The following is a 13,719-nucleotide window of genomic DNA, read 5'->3' on the forward strand; positions in this document are numbered from 1 at the left end:
GCGCCGGTGAGCGGTCGAAGCGATGGCGGTTCGGTTTGATCTGAGAGGAAAGCATCGGGGCTGAAGCCCCTCCCACAAAAGACTTCGCGGTTGCGCGATGTCTGGGAGCTGGTTTGAGCTTTGGTGGAAATTACCTGATCGGAGCGGAAATCATCGGGACTGAAGCCCCTCCCACAACAGATTGCGTCGCCACGAAGTCTTTTGTGGGAGGGGCTTCAGCCCCGATGCTCTTCGCTCAGATCGCTTCGCTTCGACCCAGGCGAAGACACTCAAACCTCGGTATTCGCCATGTACGGCCGTTCCACCGGCAACAACGCCCTGGCCTCATCCAAGCGCCCCGCCTCGACCAGCGCATGCAGCCGGTGCGCCAGCGGCGTGATGTCTTCGATCCGTTGCACCCATCGATCGGCATACAGCGGCACCGCTGCGCCGCTCAAACCGATCTGGATCGCGCGATGGTCCAACGGATGGAAATGCAGGTCGCGCTCGGGATCCCATTGGATACGCACCGGCGTGGCGTCCTTGTGGCGCTTCCATTCCTCGGCGCTCATCGCCGGATCGGGATGCGACGGGCAGCTGTGCGCCAGCGCCCACTCGAAACCCTCGCGGGACAGATCGATCGCGAGAATCCGCTGCTGGTTGTCGTCTTTGTAGCCCCAGCCGGCGCGATACATCATCCACAGGAAGGACGGCTTGATCCAGGTCATGCGCGAGCGCGAGAACGGCTCGACGAAGCGGCCGTTGCACAACGCCGGGTCGGCGATGAGGTGGTTGTAGGCCTGATAGACGCGGATCGTCGCGTCGTCGTAAACGGCGCGGATCTGGCGGTAAGGGACGGCGCCCGCGCCCTGCGCGAGGCCTGCGTGATCCGCACCCGTGTGCGGGGTCTTGCTCTGATTGTCGTTGGTCATTGCGCGGCAGTGTAACCCGGCCGCAGGCGACGGCAGAAGCGGCGCGGGCCGCTCCTGCCGTTACGAACCATGCGAATCAGACATCGCCGTCCAGCAACCAGCCCTCGCCGGTGCCGCGGGTATAGACCGTGTCGGTCGCCAGCACGTCGCCGGCCGGGATCGAATCCTGCTTCGCCAGGCGCTGGTAGATCGGGGTGAAATCCGGCTCGGTCGCGCGCATCAACTGCTCGAAGCTGTCGATGACGAAGTAGGTCTTCTGGTAGGTGTCGATGCGGTAGCGCGTGCGCATCAGCCGCTCCAGGTCGAAGCCGATGCGGTTGGGCGCGTGCGATTCCAGGCTGTAGATCGACTCGGCCTTGGACGAGACGATGCCGCTGCCGTAGATGCGCAGCCCGTCGGCCTGCTTGATCAGGCCGAATTCGACCGTGTACCAGTACAGGCGCGTGAGATGCACCAGCGCGTCGGGATCGATGCCGTGCGCCTTCACCCCGCCGCGGCCGTAGGCCTGCATGTAGTCGGCGAACACCGGATTCATCAGCAGCGGCACGTGGCCGAACAGGTCGTGGAACAGATCCGGCTCGGACAGGTAATCGATCTGCTCGGGCTTGCGGATCCACCACGTCACCGGGAAACGGCGGTTGGCCAGATGGTCGAAGAAAGTCAGCTCCGGCAGCAGGCCTTCCACGCCGATCAGCTCCCAGCCGGTGTGCGCGCGCAGCACGCGGTTGAGGTCGTCGAACTTGGGAATCCGGTCCGGCGTCATCCGCATCGCGCGCTGCGCGGTGATGAACTCGTCGCTGGCGCGGCCGACCAGCACCTGCTGCTGACGTTCGAACAACTGCGCCCACACCGCGTGGTCGTCGGCCGAATACGACGCCCACGGCTGCTCGATCACGGCGGTCGTATAGACCGGCACGTAGCCCTTGTCGGTGAGCTGGTGTTCGACGCGCTGCGGGGTGGCGGGGTTCATGCCGGGTCGCTCCTGACCACGAGGAAGGTGATCACACGACTTTAATCGCGATTCGGCGCAATTAGCTTGCGTTGTTGCGTGTTTCGGCGGTCTTGGCGCAAGATTGTTGCGTCGTTAACCCATAAGGCGCTGAAAATGGCCAGCATCGAGTTGGACCGCACCGACATCGTCGTGTTGGCCGAATTGCAGCGCGACGGCCGCCTCACCAACGCCGAATTGGCCGAGCGCGTGCATCTGTCGGCCTCGGCCTGCCTGCGCCGGGTGCAGCGGCTGGAACGCGAGGGCGTGATCTCCGGCTACCGCGCCGAGGTGGACGCCGCGCGCCTGGGCCTGGGCCTGCAGGCGTTCGTGCGCGTGCGCCTGGGCCGCCACGACAGCGAGGCGGTCGGCGCCTTCGCCGAGTTCGTCGAAACCTGGGACGAGGTGGTCGCCTGCTACGCCCTGACCGGCGACATGGACTATCTGCTGCAGATCGTGGTGCGCGACCTGGAGCATCTGTCGCGCTTCCTGCTCGACCGCCTGCTCAATCAGGCCGGCGGCGCCGACATCAATTCCAGCCTGGTGCTGCGCACGGTCAAGACCTTCAAGGGCTTGCCGCTGCCGTCGCGCTGACCTCGGCGTCGGCGCGCGGCTCGGGTTCTTCCTCGGAGTCGGGTTGCTCGGCGTCGGGCTCGGCCTCGGAGTCCGGGTTCGACTCCGATTGCGGCGCGGTTTCCGGCGCCGCTGCGGCCGGCGCGGAGCCGCCGTTGCCGAGCAGGTCGATGCGCTGGTCGCTGCCGTCGATGGCGATTTCGATCAGCGAGTACGACCAGCGTCCGGCGGCGCGATCGGCCTTGAGGCAGAGCCGGCCCTTTCCGCGCGGACCGGTGAGCGGCAGCGACAGATCGGCGTGGCCGTCGTCGTTGCTGGTCTGCATGCTGCCCTGGATCATCATGCCGACTTCCAGCGGCGTGCCCAGAGCGGCGACCACGGCCGGATTGGCCTGCGCCAGGGTCACGCTGTGGCGCACCGGTTCGGACGACGCGAACAGCCCCGATGCGCCCTTGATGCCCAGCCCGATCAGGCCGACCAGCGCCAGCGCGGCCAGCAACAGCACGGTCAGGCAACCGGTGGGGACGAACCATTTCCAGTTACGGCCAAACCAGCCGGGATTCGGGCGGTCGTTCATCGCGGACTCCGTTGCGCGTTGGATCGCCGCAGTTTGGCGGCAGCGCGGCTGCAACACCACCGCCGCGGCGGCCGGGGCGGCGACTACGGCGCCGGCGCTTCGCCGAGGCTGGCCAACGCCGCCGCGCGCGCATGCAACGCGGTGGTGTCGAACAAGGTCACGTCCACGTCCTGTGGGCCGATCAACAGGCCGATCTCGGTGCAGCCCAGGATCACGCCCTGCGCGCCGCGCGCGACCAGGCCGGCGATGATGCGCCGATACGCCTCGCGCGACGGCGGCAGGATCTTGCCCAGGCACAACTCGTCGTAGATCACCCGGTGCACGATCTCGCGATCCTCCGCCGGCGGCACCAGCACCTCCAGGCCGTGGCGTTCGATCAGGCGCTGGCGGTAGAACGCCTGTTCCATGGTGAAGCGCGTGCCGAGCAGGCCGATCTTGCCCAGGCCGGCGGCGCGGATCGCCGCGCCGGTGGGATCGGCGATGTGCAGCAGCGGCAGCCCGGACGCCGCTTCGACCTGCGCGGCCACCTTGTGCATGGTGTTGGTGCAGATCACCAGCAACTGCGCGCCGCCGTCGCGCAGCGAACACGCGGCGCGGCCGAGCAGCTCGCCGGCCGCATCCCAGTCGCCGGCATGCTGCAGGCGCTCGACTTGCGCGAAGTCCACGCTGTACAGCAGCAGCCGCGCCGAATGCAGGCCGCCGAGACGATCGCGCACGGTCTCGTTGATCATGCGGTAGTACGGCACGGTCGATTCCCAACTCATGCCGCCGAGCAGACCGAGGGTTTTCATCGTGGTTTCGCTCATGCCCGGAGTATAGCCACGCCCGTTGCGGGAGAGGCTTCAGCCCTTTGTGGAAGGGGTTTCACCCTTTGTGGGAGAGGCTTCAACACTTTTGTGGGAGGGGCTTCAGCCCCGATGCTTTCCGCTCAGATCGCCCGCCCCCCCCAATACGAACTTCACGGCCTCGCCGCCCTCTCAGCCGAACCAAACCGCTCCCCAAAAAAATCCCCCGCATTCCACCGTGGCCGCACCGGCGCATCGGCAATGCGCTGACCAATACGCGCATTGAGCCGCGCCAGCCGCGCCGCATCGCCATACTGGATCGGCTGCGACGCATCGTCGCTGGGCTCGTGATAGTGATCGCGCAGGAAATCCTTGAGCTGCCGATCCGCGCCCTCGCCGCCCTTGAGCCCGCCGAGCAGAAACACCGCCGGCACCCCGGCGCGGATGAAGGCGTACTGATCGCTGCGGATGAAGATGCTTTCCTGCGGCAACGGATCGGGCGACAGCTCCACGCCGATGTCCGCCGCGGCCTGCTCCAGCAATGGCTGCAAGCTGGAATGCTCCACGCCGATCGCGATCACGTCGCGGGTCGGCACCCGCATCACCGGCATGTCCACGTTGATGTTCGCGACCAGCGACTCGCGCGGCACCGTCGGCCGCTGCGCGAACCACTCCGCGCCGAGCAGATTCTTTTCCTCGCCCGTCAGCGCGACGAACAGCAGCGAACGCCGCGGCGGCGTCGCCGACTGTGCCAGCTGCTGCGCCGATTCCAGCATCACCGCCACGCCCAGCGCGTTGTCGAGCGCGCCGTTGTAGATCGCGTCGCCGCCGACCGGCGCGCCGACGCCCAGGTGATCCAGGTGCGCGGTGAACACCACGTGCTCGCGTCCCAGCGCCGCGTCGGCGCCGGGTAGGCGCGCGACCACGTTGCGCGATTGCGCCGGCTCGATCCGGTTGTGCGCCGACAGGCTCAGCGTGCCGGGCAGATCGAAGCCGCGCAATTGGCCTTCGCGGGCATCGCGGAACAGCGACGCGGCCCTGTGGGCGCCGACATCGAGCAGCGCGCCGGCGCTGGCCGCGCTGACGCGGGCGACCACCGCCAACTGCGGAAACGTGTCGATGGCGCCGCCGCCGGTATCGCGCAGCCGCATGCCCGGCCAATTCCAGTTGCGCGCCTCGTGCGCCCAGGGCTCGGATTTTTCTTCGTCCTCGGTGTCGACGATCACCGCGCCGACCGCGCCGCGCTCGACCAGCGCGCGCATCTTTTCGCGATACGAGCTGTAGAACGCGCGCCGGTCGATGTCGAAGCGCGCCGGCGCGCCGTTGAACAGCACCGCGATCTTGCCGCGCAAGTCGATGCCGGCGAAGTCGTCCTGGTCCAGATCCGGCGCGTACACGGCCTGGCCGACGAACGCGGCGGGCGCGGCGACCTGCGCCTGGGCCTGATCGAAATTGAGCTGCGGCAGGAAATCGTCGCGAAAGCGCAGCGCGACCGTGCCGGTCGCGCGCTCGATGCTCAAACTGCCGCCGTTGTCCAGGCGTTGCGCGCGCAGCAGCGGCACTTGCTGGAAATAGCTGCCGCCATCGCCGGCCGGGTGCAGGCCGATCGCGCGGAAGCGGGCGGCGACGTACAGCGCGGCCAGATCGAACCCGCGCGTGCCGGTCTCGCGGCCTTCCAGCAGATCGTCGGCGAGAAAACGCAGGTCCGATTCGATCCGGCGCGCGTCGGCGCCGGCGCGTTCGTCGTAGCCGCCGGCCGGTGGCGTCGCCGTCTCGGGTTTGCATGCGGACAATGATAGGGCGCAGACGGCGGACAGCAGGACGGACATCGGACGGCGCATGGAATTCTCGCGGCGGTGGCGACGACAGCGGCTTGCGGCGGCCGAACCCCGATCAGCGCGGCGCCGATCGGCGTAAATGGCCGGTGTTGCGCATCGGACCTCGCGCCGCGTTGTCGGTTCGGCGGCGATGAGCGGCGGCGCGGTGGCTGGATGCGAGGCCGACGCTAGCACCGGCGCATGGCGCCGCCAAGTGACGGTCTCGGCGCGAGGCGAGCGACCGCGCTAACCGGTCAACTTGCGCATCAGTTCGTCGGCCTTGACCCGTTCGGGCGCATCGGCGGGCAGTTTGTCCCGCACCACCGGTATCACCTCGTCGAGCAGCCGCCGCGCCGCGGCGCTCTCGCCGCGTTCGATCTCGATGCTCGCCGCCACCAGTTTCAGCTTGGCGATCATCACCGCGTTATAGCCCGGCGCCTTCGCCGCGCTGGTCAGCGCCTCGCTCATGCGTCGCGAGGCCAGGGCCAGATCGCCGCGCTTGCGCGCCAGTTGCGCGCTGAGCGCATCGATGCCGGGTTCGAAGTTGCGTTGCTCCGGCTTGCCGCCATCGACCGCGCGCTTGGCGGTGTCGAGCAACTGCTGGGCCTGATCGAACTGCTCATCCTTCATCCGCAGCTTGGCCAGCTGCAGCTGCGAACCGATCATGCCGTCGATATCGCCCAGTTGCCGGGCCAGCCCGATCGCCGCCTCGAAATCGAGGTAGGCCTCGTCCTTGCGCTCCAGCGCCATCAGCGCCTTGGCGCGGCTGGCGTGCGCGCGCTGGCGCCAGGTCAGCTGCGCGGTTTCGTTCGTGTCGGCGCGCGCGGCCAGCAGCGCGAGCGCGGCGGTTTCCATCTCCAGCGCCTGCGCGGCATCGCCGGAAAACAGGTGGAAGGTGCCCAGGTTGATCTGCAACTGCGCCATCGTCAGCGCCTGCAGCCCCAACTGCTGGGCGATGGAGTAGGCGCGCTGGTAATGCGCGAGGGCTTCGTCGCGACGGCCGGCCTCGCTCAGGCTGGCGGCCAGATCGTTCTCCATCTCCATGGTCAGGCGGCTGCGTTCGCCGTAGGCCTTGTAGGCCAGGCGCACGGCTTGTTCGCCTTCGGCGATGGCCTCGTCGTGGCGCGATTGCAGGCGGCGCAACTGCGCGGTCAGCAGATGGACGATGTACCCATCCGGATGGTTCTCGCGCCAGCCCGAGCGCGCCGCGCTTACCGCTTCGTCGAGACGGCGCTGCGCCAGCGGCAGGTCGCCGGCGTCCATCGCCGGGGTGACCAGGGCGATGCGCAAGTGCGCGCGCAGCTCCGGGGCTGTTTCGCCGGCGCGATCGAGCACGCCCAGGGCGTGGCGCACATAGCGTTCGGTGGTTGCGCCGGAGGCCGCGCGCACGGCCACGGCGATGTACTGGTAGTAGGCCTGCGCGATCGCCACCGCATCTTCGGGCCGGCGTTCGCGCATCACGATCAGGCGCTTGAGCTCGCGCATGGATTCGTCGAAGCGGTCCAGCCCGGCCAGCGAGGCGCCGTGCACGCGCAGCACCCGCGCGTCGAACTCGGGATCGCGCAGGCCGGCGCCCGCCATCAGCGTCCTGGCCTTGTCGGCGGCGTCGAGCGCGGCTTGCGGATCGAGGATGGCGTCGTAGACCTCGGCGATGGTCAGCCAGGCGATGGCGCGGGTGCGCGGGTCCTGACCTTGTTCGGCCTGCAGTTGCTCCGAGGCGCGCGCCAGCAGCGTGGCCACCGTGATCGGCTCGCCGCGGATCGATTGCGGCGCGGTCTGCGCCAACACCGAGGCGAGGAAGTTGCGCGAGGCCTCGGTGTAACCGGCCTCGCGCTCGGCGCGCAGGCGCGAGAGCTGCGCCGCGTATTCGGCCGCGAGCGCGCGCTGGCGCTCGCTGTCCAGCCGCCACACGAACAACCCGGCCGCGGCCAGCGCGACCACGGCGGCGGCGGTGGCCAGGCGATGGCGGGCGACGAATTTGCGCAGCCGGTAGACCGGGCCGCCGACCGCGACCGAGATCGGCAGTCCGTCGAGATAGCGCTGCACGTCGGTGGCCAGCGCGGCCACGGTGGGATAGCGCTCGTCCGGTGCTTCGGCGCAGGCGGCCAGCACGATGCGGTCGAGATCGCCGCGCAAGGCGCGCCGCAACGCCGGGTCGTGTGCGTGCTTGCCCGGCGCCGGCACCGGTGCGTCGCGGCCGCGCACGTCGGCCAGTTTGCGTTCGCTGAGCAGATCGAACAGCAGCGCGCCCAGGCCGAACACATCGGTGGCGGTGGTCGCGCGTTCGCCGCGGCGTTGTTCGGGCGCGCTGTAGGCGGGTGTGAACGCGACCGTCGCGGTCAGCGCCGGGCGTTCCTCGTCGCCGGCCATCAGCGTGGCGATGCCGAAGTCGAGCAACACCGGCGCGCCGTCGGCGCGCACCACGATGTTGGACGGCTTGAGGTCGCGATGCAGCACCAGCCGCTGATGCGCGTGCTGGACCGCGTCGCACAATCGCAGGAACAGGCGCAGGCGTTGCCGCGTCGTGCCCGGCGTCGCCGCCAGATACTCGTGCAGCGAGGCGCCTTCGACATAGTCCATGACCAGATACGGCTGGCCGCTTTCGCTGACGCCGCCGTCGATGTGGCGGGCGATCTGCGGATGGTCCAGGCTCGCCAGCAAGCCGCGTTCGCGCGCCATGCGCCGGTTGGCGGCCTGGGTCGGCAGGCCGTGCAGCAGTTTCAGCGCGACCCGCTGCACGCCGTCGCCAGCATCGCGCTCGGCCAGGAACACCGTGCCCATGCCGCCGGCGCCGAGTTCGCGCAGCAGCCGATACGCGCCGACCTGCCTGGCGGTGGCGGCATCGGGCGCGGCGAAGGCCTGCGCGAGGCGCTCGGCCAGCGGATCGGAGCTGTCGTCGTGAGCGGCATGTTCGAGCAGGCGCCGCACCGCCGCGCGCACGTCCGGATCGGGCTCGGTGTCGAGCAGATAGCGCTCGCGCAGCGACGGCGGCTGGGTCAGCGCGGCGTGGAAGGCTTCTTCGACCCGCGCGTGCTGTTCCGGCGTCATGGCGACAGGTACTCGCGCAGCCAGGCCTTGGCGAAACTCAGATCGCGTTCGACCGTGCGCACGTTGACGGCCAGCGCCTCGGCGATCTCGTGCTGCTTCAGGCCGACCAGGAACGCGAGCTCGATCACCCGGCATTGGCGCGGATAGGCCTCGTCGAGCGCGACCAGCGCCTGTTCGACTTCCATCCAGCGTTGATCGGCGGGCGCGGCGGCCTGGTTCTGGCCCAGGGTCGAATCCAGCGAGGTGATGATCACCTCGCCGCCGCGCTTGTCGGCCTGGCGCTGGCGGATCACGTCGATCAGCGTGTAGCGGATCGCGGTCGCGGCGATGCGGAAGAAGTGTTGCCGGTTCTGCGCGTCGAGCTTGTCGTCGAGCAGGCGCAGCAGCGCTTCGTTGACCAGTTCGGTCGGATCGATGACCGATCGCCCGATGTGCGCCAGCCGCCGCAATGCGATGCCCTTGAGCTCGCCGTAGACCAGGCGGTACAGCGCGTCGCGCGCATCGCTGTCGCCGCCGTTCCAGGCGTGCAGCAAGCGGGTGACGTCTCCTTTCGTCGCTTCGTCCGTCATGGCCCTTCCTCCGTGCGCGGCCCAGCATACGACGCCGTCGCCGCCGTGGCATGCGCCTTCGGTCGGGCTTTCTGAACTCGTACACGCCGGTGGCGAAAAAACTTCGCGGCCGTGTCGGGTTTCGCCGCCGCGCTGCGAACTGTGGGAAGAAGGTGGCGATCGAAGCTCACCTGCCCAGGAGAATGCTCATGAAGCAGATCGACCCGAATGTACTGACCGGCATCGCCGGCGGCGCGGATGTCGTCGTCGCCGACGACGGCGGCATGCAGGCCCAGCGCGGCCCGCACATCGATTTCCCGCCGCGGCCGTCGCCGCCGCCGCCGTGGTGGGTGTTCGTGCCCGAACCCTTGCCGTGGCCGTTCGACCGGCTCTGAGCGCGACGCCGGTCGCTGTCTTGCCGCGGCGCAGGGACGCGCAGCGGTTCACCCCGTCATGGACGCGCGCACCGCTCTAACGAGGTCATCGCCATGCACGTCATCGACACCGCGCAACTGAGTCAGATCGCCGGCGGAAAATCGACCATACGACCGCCGCAAATGGAGCCGTTCCAGCCGCCGAGCCCGCCGCAACCCGAACCGTGGCACCCGCCGCAGGTGCCGCCGATTCTGCCGTTTCCGTGGATTCGCTGAGCGGCATCGAGGAAGCGTCGAGTCGCGCGTCCGCCGCCGTCGCCCGGATCGGGGCCGGCGGTCGGCCAGCGCATCGTTGCCGCCGCTGCATCGCGCGGAGCCGCAAGGCATGAACTCCAAACACAGCATCGTCCAATCCGAAGCGGCCGAATGCGGGCTCGCCTGTCTGGCGATGATCGCCGCTCATCACGGCCAGCACCTGGGCTTGCGCGAATTGCGCGGGCGCTTTCCGCTGTCGCTCAAGGGCGCGAACCTGAGCCGGCTGATCGAAGTCGCGGGGCAACTGGGGCTGCAGGCGCGGCCGTTGCGGCTGGAGCTGGACGAGCTGGATCAACTGCGCACGCCCTGCATCCTGCATTGGGATCTGAACCATTTCGTCGTGCTGGCGCGGGTGCGCGGCGCGCGCGCGACTGTCCTCGATCCGGCGGCGGGCGAACGCACGCTGAGCCTGGCCGAGGTCTCGAAACATTTCACCGGCGTGGCGATGGAGCTGTCGCCGGTCGCCGGCTTCGAACGCGTCGCCGCGCCGCCGACGATCGCGCTGAGCCAACTCACTGGCCGCGTTACCGGCCTGTGGCGCTCGCTCGGCCTGTTGCTGGGCCTGTCGGCGGCGCTGCAGGTATTCGTTTTGGTCGCGCCGTTCTTCATGCAGGGCGTGGTCGATCAGGTGCTGGTTTCGGCCGACCGCGATCTGCTGACCGTGCTGGGGCTGGCGTTCGCCGCCTCGGTGCTGTTCCAGGCCGGCATCGGCCTGCTGCGCGGCTGGGCGGTGGTGTATCTGTCCACGCGGCTGGGGCTGCAGTGGATGGGCAACGTGTTCCATCATCTGTTGCGCCTGCCGATGAATTTCTTCGGCAAGCGCCATCTGGGCGACATCGTGTCGCGCATGGGCTCGGTGCAGAGCATCCAGCGCACGCTGTCGACCAGTTTCGTCGAAGCGATCATCGACGGCCTGATGACCGTCGCCACGCTGGCGATGCTGCTGATCTACAGCTGGAAGCTCGCCGGCCTGACCTTGCTCGCGGTCGCGCTGTATCTGGGCCTGCGCGTGCTGGCGTTCCGGGCGATGCGCGACGGCACCGAGCAGCAACTGATCGCCGCCGCGCGCCAGCAGAGCTTTCTGCTCGAATCCATCCGCGGCATGCAGTCGCTCAAGCTGTCCGGGCGCGAAGCTTCGCGCGAGGCTGGCTACGGCAATCTGATGAACGAAAGCCTCAACCGCGACGTGTGGCTGGCGAACCTGGGCCTGAAGTTCAGCGGCGTGAGCCAGTTGATCTTCGGCCTGGAACGCGTGGCGGTGATCTGGATCGGCGCGAAGCTGGCGATGGACAACGTGTTCTCGGTCGGCATGCTGATCGCTTACCTGAGCTACAAGGATCAGTTTTCCGGCCGCGTCTCCGGGCTGATCGACAAGGGCATGGAACTGCGCATGCTGCGCCTGCACGGCGAGCGCCTGGCCGACATCGTGCTGGAAGCGCCCGAGCCGCAGACCGCGCCGCGCACGTTGGCGCCGGCCGCGGATGCGGCCGCCATCGCCACCGATATCGACGTGCGCGGGCTGAGCTATCGCTACGCCGAGGGCGAGCCGTGGGTGCTGCGCGATTGCAACCTGCGCGTCGCCGAGGGCGAATCGGTGGCGATCGTCGGCGCCTCGGGCTGCGGCAAGACCACCTTGATCAAGCTGATGCTGGGACTGACCACACCCGGCGAAGGCGCGATCGCGGTCGGCGGGCACGACATCGGCAAACTCGGCCTGCGCGCCTACCGCGGCATGATCGGCGTGGTGATGCAGGACGATCAGCTGTTCGCCGGCAGCATCGCGGAGAACATCGGCTTCGACGACGACTGCGATCCGGCGCGGGTCGAAGCCGCGGCGCGGCTGGCCGGCGTGCACGAGGACATCGTCGCCATGCCGATGGGCTATCACGGCCTGATCGGCGACATGGGCAGCAGTCTGTCGGGCGGGCAGAAGCAGCGGTTGATTCTGGCGCGCGCCTTGTACCGGCAGCCGCGAATCCTGTTTCTCGACGAAGCCACCAGCCATCTCGACGTGCATAGCGAGCGGCTGGTCAATCAGGCGGTCGCCGGGCTGGCGTTGACGCGGGTGATCATCGCCCATCGCCCGGACACCATCGCCAGCGCCGATCGCGTGCTGGTCATGGCGGACGGACGCATCGTGGAGGAATACCGACCGGCCGATCGCGTGCGCAATCTCGGCGAGCGATGGCGCGAAGCCGCGTCCAAGGGCGCCGCCGCGGGGGCGCCGGCATGAGCGCGCTGAGTTTCCGCGACGAAGTGCTGCAGGCGCGGCGCGGCAGCTGGCTGGGCGGAATTTCGCTGCTGCAGCCGCTGCGCTTGTGGATGCTGGCCGCGGTCGCGATCGCATTGGCGCTGACGGTGATCGCGTTCCTGCTGTTCGGCGAATACTCGCGGCGTTCGCGCGTGGCCGGCGAACTGGTGCCGGACCTGGGACTGGCCACGGTGGTGGCGCCGGTCAGCGGGGTGATGCTGCGATCGTTCCCGCAGGAAGGCGACCGCGTCGCCGCCGGCGGCGCGCTGAGCCTGATCCAGATCCCGCGCGTCACCGGTTCGGGCACCGACGCCAATGCCGCCAGCGGCGCCGGCATCGCCGAGCGCCGCGACAGCCTGCGGCGCATGGATCGCGCGATGGCCGCGCAGAGCGAGGTGCAGCGCGGCGGCCTGAGCCGGCAGATCGGCGAACTGCGCCATGAGCTTGCGCAGATCGAAGCCGAGATCCGGACCCGGACCGAGCAGGTGCGCATCGCCCGCGAGACCGCCGGGCGTTATCGGCTGGTGTTGGAGCAGAAATACGTCAGCGAGTTGCAGCTCAAGCAGCAGGAGCAGACGGTGCTGGAACTGCTGAGCCAGCAGCAGGCGATGCAGCGTCAGGCCACCGGTTTGCGCCGCAATCTGGCGCAACTGGAGCAGGGGCTGGCCGAACTTCCGACGCAGCGCATGCAACAGCGCGCCGACAATCAACGTCAGCTGGCGCAGTTGGAACAGGACCGGGTGCAGCAGGAAGCCAACGGCGAGATGATGGTCAACGCGCCATTGGCCGGCCTGGTCGCCAGCCGCCTGGTCGAGCCCGGTCAGGCGGTGCAGGCCGGGCAGCCGTTGTTGAATCTGTTGCCGGCGGGAGCGCGGTTGCAGGCGCAGTTGCTGGTGCCAAGCAGCGCGATCGGTTTCATCGCGCCGGGCAATGCGGTGTTGTTGCGGTATCGGGCGTTTCCGTATCAGAAGTTCGGCCAGCATCGCGGGCGGGTAGTGCGCATCTCGCGCAGCGCGATGGCGCCGCGCGAGGGCGACGCGGGGGCGGCGAGCAGCGGCGAGGCGATGTATCGGGTGATCGTCGCGTTGGATCGGCAGTCGATTCTGGCGTATGGCAAGCCGGAGGCGTTGCGGCCGGGGATGGCGATCGAGGCGGATATTCTTGGCGAGCGGCGGCGACTGTTCGAGTGGTTGTTGGAGCCGTTGTATTCGCTTGATGGGCGGATGGGACGCTGAGGGATGGGGTTGGTCGATTGAGCCCGGCGCGCGAAGTTGCTGCGACTGCGACTGCGACTGCGGTTGCTGTTGCTGTTGCTGTTGCCGAGATTTTGCTTCGCTTCGACTTTGTCTTGCTTTTGCCGTTGCTGGGCGCCGCTTGTAACTCGCGAGACCAGGGACACCCGGAGGGCGGCGCACATGGACGTGCGCCGGGTGCCACCTTGGGCAGGATGCCCAATGTGGCACCTGCCTGCGCAAGCACCGCACTCGTGGCTTTTGACTCGAAACAGCTAAAGCCCTTTCTTTGGTTACTTT

At 68.5% G+C, this 13,719-nt stretch carries 12 protein-coding genes; 5 read left to right on the forward strand and 7 right to left on the reverse strand.

The window, feature by feature from the left end:
- Nucleotides 1-269 precede the first annotated feature (269 nt).
- Together J7J50_RS03625 and phhA are read right to left on the reverse strand one after the other, a co-directional pair.
- Nucleotides 270-911 (reverse strand): DUF4291 domain-containing protein, encoded by a 642-nt coding sequence (locus tag J7J50_RS03625; RefSeq protein ID WP_215055028.1) that lies wholly within the window; start codon nt 909-911, stop codon nt 270-272.
- Nucleotides 912-987: 76 nt separating this feature from the next.
- Nucleotides 988-1,881 (reverse strand): phenylalanine 4-monooxygenase, encoded by an 894-nt coding sequence (gene phhA, locus J7J50_RS03630; protein ID WP_215055026.1) that lies wholly within the window; start codon nt 1,879-1,881, stop codon nt 988-990.
- Between the two features lie 135 nt (nt 1,882-2,016).
- Here phhA and J7J50_RS03635 point away from each other — a divergent pair, with 135 nt between their 5' ends.
- Nucleotides 2,017-2,493: an Lrp/AsnC family transcriptional regulator gene (locus J7J50_RS03635; protein ID WP_215055024.1), complete on the forward strand. Its 477-nt coding sequence runs from the start codon at nt 2,017-2,019 to the stop codon at nt 2,491-2,493.
- Here the strand turns inward: J7J50_RS03635 and J7J50_RS03640 are convergent.
- From J7J50_RS03640 to J7J50_RS03660, 5 genes are all read right to left on the reverse strand, one after another.
- Nucleotides 2,465-3,049, reverse strand: a complete 585-nt coding sequence (locus J7J50_RS03640; RefSeq protein ID WP_215055022.1) for a cytochrome c oxidase assembly factor Coa1 family protein — start codon at nt 3,047-3,049, stop codon at nt 2,465-2,467. The genes J7J50_RS03635 and J7J50_RS03640 overlap by 29 nt on opposite strands.
- An 83-nt stretch (nt 3,050-3,132) precedes the next feature.
- Nucleotides 3,133-3,840, reverse strand: a complete 708-nt coding sequence (locus J7J50_RS03645; protein ID WP_215055020.1) for an aspartate/glutamate racemase family protein — start codon at nt 3,838-3,840, stop codon at nt 3,133-3,135.
- Between the two features lie 167 nt (nt 3,841-4,007).
- Complete coding sequence (locus tag J7J50_RS03650; RefSeq protein WP_215055018.1) at nt 4,008-5,675, reverse strand: M28 family peptidase; 1,668 nt, start codon at nt 5,673-5,675, stop codon at nt 4,008-4,010.
- 222 nt (nt 5,676-5,897) lie between these two features.
- On the reverse strand, nt 5,898-8,699 hold the full coding sequence (locus J7J50_RS03655; RefSeq protein ID WP_215055016.1) for a serine/threonine-protein kinase: 2,802 nt from the start codon (nt 8,697-8,699) through the stop codon (nt 5,898-5,900).
- Nucleotides 8,696-9,268 carry an ECF-type sigma factor gene (locus J7J50_RS03660; RefSeq protein ID WP_215055015.1) on the reverse strand — a complete coding sequence of 191 codons (573 nt, stop codon included), beginning with the start codon at nt 9,266-9,268 and terminating at the stop codon, nt 8,696-8,698. The genes J7J50_RS03655 and J7J50_RS03660 overlap by 4 nt, the downstream gene beginning before the upstream one ends.
- A gap of 188 nt (nt 9,269-9,456) precedes the next feature.
- Between J7J50_RS03660 and J7J50_RS03665 the strand changes: the two genes are divergently transcribed.
- The 4 genes from J7J50_RS03665 to J7J50_RS03680 all read left to right on the forward strand — a co-directional run bounded on the left by J7J50_RS03665 (nt 9,457) and on the right by J7J50_RS03680 (nt 13,422).
- Nucleotides 9,457-9,642 carry a hypothetical protein gene (locus tag J7J50_RS03665; RefSeq protein ID WP_215055012.1) on the forward strand — a complete coding sequence of 62 codons (186 nt, stop codon included), beginning with the start codon at nt 9,457-9,459 and terminating at the stop codon, nt 9,640-9,642.
- A 93-nt stretch (nt 9,643-9,735) separates the two neighbouring features.
- Complete coding sequence (locus J7J50_RS03670) at nt 9,736-9,897, forward strand: hypothetical protein (RefSeq protein ID WP_215055010.1); 162 nt, start codon at nt 9,736-9,738, stop codon at nt 9,895-9,897.
- A gap of 109 nt (nt 9,898-10,006) precedes the next feature.
- Nucleotides 10,007-12,169: a peptidase domain-containing ABC transporter gene (locus tag J7J50_RS03675; RefSeq protein ID WP_215055008.1), complete on the forward strand. Its 2,163-nt coding sequence runs from the start codon at nt 10,007-10,009 to the stop codon at nt 12,167-12,169.
- Nucleotides 12,166-13,422, forward strand: coding sequence for an HlyD family efflux transporter periplasmic adaptor subunit (locus J7J50_RS03680; protein ID WP_215055006.1), 1,257 nt, complete (start codon nt 12,166-12,168; stop codon nt 13,420-13,422). Before J7J50_RS03675 ends, J7J50_RS03680 begins: the two co-directional genes overlap by 4 nt.
- Nucleotides 13,423-13,719: the final 297 nt, after the last annotated feature.

The organism is Lysobacter sp. ISL-50 (assembly GCF_018612875.1).
GTDB lineage: Bacteria > Pseudomonadota > Gammaproteobacteria > Xanthomonadales > Xanthomonadaceae > Lysobacter.

Bases quoted from the DNA above. Each gene is read 5' to 3' on its own strand.
- J7J50_RS03635 (WP_215055024.1), top strand. From the start codon at position 2,017: ATGGCCAGCATCGAGTTGGACCGCACCGACATCGTCGTGTTGGCCGAA.
- J7J50_RS03670 (WP_215055010.1), top strand. From the start codon at position 9,736: ATGCACGTCATCGACACCGCGCAACTGAGTCAGATCGCCGGCGGAAAA.
- J7J50_RS03645 (WP_215055020.1), bottom strand. From the start codon at position 3,840: ATGAAAACCCTCGGTCTGCTCGGCGGCATGAGTTGGGAATCGACCGTG.
- J7J50_RS03655 (WP_215055016.1), bottom strand. From the start codon at position 8,699: ATGACGCCGGAACAGCACGCGCGGGTCGAAGAAGCCTTCCACGCCGCG.
- J7J50_RS03680 (WP_215055006.1), top strand. From the start codon at position 12,166: ATGAGCGCGCTGAGTTTCCGCGACGAAGTGCTGCAGGCGCGGCGCGGC.
- J7J50_RS03675 (WP_215055008.1), top strand. From the start codon at position 10,007: ATGAACTCCAAACACAGCATCGTCCAATCCGAAGCGGCCGAATGCGGG.
- J7J50_RS03660 (WP_215055015.1), bottom strand. From the start codon at position 9,268: ATGACGGACGAAGCGACGAAAGGAGACGTCACCCGCTTGCTGCACGCC.
- J7J50_RS03625 (WP_215055028.1), bottom strand. From the start codon at position 911: ATGACCAACGACAATCAGAGCAAGACCCCGCACACGGGTGCGGATCAC.
- phhA (WP_215055026.1), bottom strand. From the start codon at position 1,881: ATGAACCCCGCCACCCCGCAGCGCGTCGAACACCAGCTCACCGACAAG.
- J7J50_RS03665 (WP_215055012.1), top strand. From the start codon at position 9,457: ATGAAGCAGATCGACCCGAATGTACTGACCGGCATCGCCGGCGGCGCG.
- J7J50_RS03650 (WP_215055018.1), bottom strand. From the start codon at position 5,675: ATGCGCCGTCCGATGTCCGTCCTGCTGTCCGCCGTCTGCGCCCTATCA.
- J7J50_RS03640 (WP_215055022.1), bottom strand. From the start codon at position 3,049: ATGAACGACCGCCCGAATCCCGGCTGGTTTGGCCGTAACTGGAAATGG.